3 protein-coding genes are annotated in these 1,978 nt (G+C 39.4%); 2 read left to right on the forward strand and 1 reads right to left on the reverse strand.

Annotated elements, in window-relative coordinates; all coding sequences use genetic code 11:
* Positions 1-166, reverse strand: a 166-nt coding sequence (locus tag PX636_RS22815; RefSeq protein ID WP_502882841.1) for a DUF7219 family protein, incomplete at its 3' end; no start/stop codon positions are given.
* A gap of 332 nt (positions 167-498) precedes the next feature.
* Between PX636_RS22815 and purC the strand changes: the two genes are divergently transcribed.
* Both purC and coaE read left to right on the forward strand, forming a co-directional pair.
* On the forward strand, positions 499-1,224 hold the full coding sequence (purC, locus tag PX636_RS02895) for a phosphoribosylaminoimidazolesuccinocarboxamide synthase (protein ID WP_002784616.1): 726 nt from the start codon (positions 499-501) through the stop codon (positions 1,222-1,224).
* A 61-nt stretch (positions 1,225-1,285) separates the two neighbouring features.
* Complete coding sequence (gene coaE / locus PX636_RS02900) at positions 1,286-1,885, forward strand: dephospho-CoA kinase (RefSeq protein ID WP_125730360.1); 600 nt, start codon at positions 1,286-1,288, stop codon at positions 1,883-1,885.
* Positions 1,886-1,978 lie beyond the last annotated feature (93 nt).

The raw sequence follows: 1,978 nt of genomic DNA on the forward strand, positions 1-1,978 counted from the left end.
GATTACAAATAAAACTGACTTTTTGGGCAAATTCCTGTAAATTGGCGTTAAATAGCAAGTTTTCTGGCTTAAATTCTCCATAATAGGGGGCGCGAGGATAGAGAAAATCCTCCTTGCGGCGATCGGGGAGATTTGGGTTATCATCGTTAGGAGGATTCTGATTCATAGGGCGACGGCGGGTAATTTTGCGGAATTTCTTTAGATTTTTCGGTAATGGGAATGGGAGATAATATCAGTTGTTGGCTATCATTGGGGATTTAAGTAAAAACTGGGCCGATTCGCCAAAAGTTGAACCCTGGGATCGTGACACTTTTTGGTTATAGGTTAAGATTCGGTCGCAAAATGTTGGCAGTTATCTTTAAGCTGCAATTATACATTATTTTTTTCAACGATCATCTCCCCGATGATATAAATTTTTTGTCTAGGTTGATCGCCAAAATTTACTCCACTATCCGATTAACCATCGATTTTCGTTTATCAATGCCGAGGATGATAACTATGGAAAAACTCTATGAAGGTAAGGCCAAAATTCTCTATCAAACCGATGATCCCGATATTCTCCTCACTTATTACAAAGACGATGCCACCGCTTTTAATGCCCAAAAACGCGGGCAAATTGTCGGCAAAGGAGAAATTAACTGTACTGTCTCCACTGCCCTATTTCAATGGTTAGAATCCCTAGGAATACCTACCCATTATATTGATCGCCCTAGTTCTAGGGAAATGCGCGTCAAGGCGATTAAAATTATTCCCTTGGAAGTAGTAGTCAGAAATATCGCCGCCGGGAGTTTGTGCAAGCAAACGGGATTAAAGGAGGGGAAAGTTTTACCTTTTCCTCTTGTAGAATTTTACCTCAAGGATGATGCTTTGGGCGATCCTTTGTTAACGCCCGATCGCATAAAAGTGATCGATATTGCCAGCGAGGAGCAAGTCAATCAGTTACGAGATTTAGCCCTGCAAATCAATCAATATCTGCAAGAATTTTTCGATAAGTGCCAGATTATTCTCGTCGATTTCAAGTTAGAATTTGGAGTTGATAAAACGGGCAAAATTTATCTAGGTGATGAAATTAGTCCCGATACCTGTCGTCTCTGGGATAAAACCCAAGAGGATGCCCAAGCGCGTATTCTCGATAAGGATCGTTTTCGTCGCGATTTAGGAGATGTGGAAACTGCCTATCAACAAGTACAAGCAAGAGTTTTACAACAGATAGAGAGTTTATAAATTTAGGGTGTGTTAGCGAGCGCGTAACGCACCTTAATTGAGATTAGCAATTTAATAATTTATGTCAAGAAGAATTATCGGGTTAACAGGGGGAATAGCCTGTGGTAAATCCACGGTTTCCAATTATTTAGAAAATATCTACAAAATTCCTGTCCTTGATGCGGATATTTATGCCCGGGAAGCAGTGGAAAAAGGTTCGGCAATTTTAGAGAGAATTTTTCAGCGTTATGGCAGAAAAGTTAAAACTGAGGATAATTCCCTTAATCGCCAACAGTTAGGAGAGATTATTTTTAATAATCCCGAGGAAAAAATCTGGTTAGAAAGTCAGATTCATCCCTACGTTAGAGAATGTTTTAAGCGGCATTTAGAGCAGTTAGAAGTACCGATAGTTGTCTGTTCTATTCCTTTATTATTGGAAGCCAAATTAACCCATTTAGTCACAGAGATTTGGGTGATTTCTTGCAGTTTCGAGCAACAAATTCAACGCTTAATGACTAGGAATAACTTAACTAGGGAACAAGCGATCGCTCGGATTAATAATCAAATGCCTTTAGCCGAAAAAATTGCCTTAGCTGATATTGTTTTAGACAATTCCGGGGATTTAGAAGCTTTATATACCCAGATCGATCGAGCTATAAGTAGCTGGTTAGAATTAAATTGAAGATAGATTTTGGGTTCGATCCCCCCTTAATCCCCCCTTGATAAGGGGGGAAACTGATAGTTTTTAACACCTAACTACTTACAATAGGGATTA

The sequence above is a fragment of the Microcystis sp. M53598_WE2 genome (assembly GCF_030067735.1).
GTDB lineage: Bacteria > Cyanobacteriota > Cyanobacteriia > Cyanobacteriales > Microcystaceae > Microcystis > Microcystis aeruginosa.

What these genes read in the sequence shown, in the direction of transcription:
- purC (WP_002784616.1), top strand. Translation starts at nt 499, where the DNA reads ATGGAAAAACTCTATGAAGGTAAGGCCAAAATTCTCTATCAAACCGAT.
- coaE (WP_125730360.1), top strand. Translation starts at nt 1,286, where the DNA reads ATGTCAAGAAGAATTATCGGGTTAACAGGGGGAATAGCCTGTGGTAAA.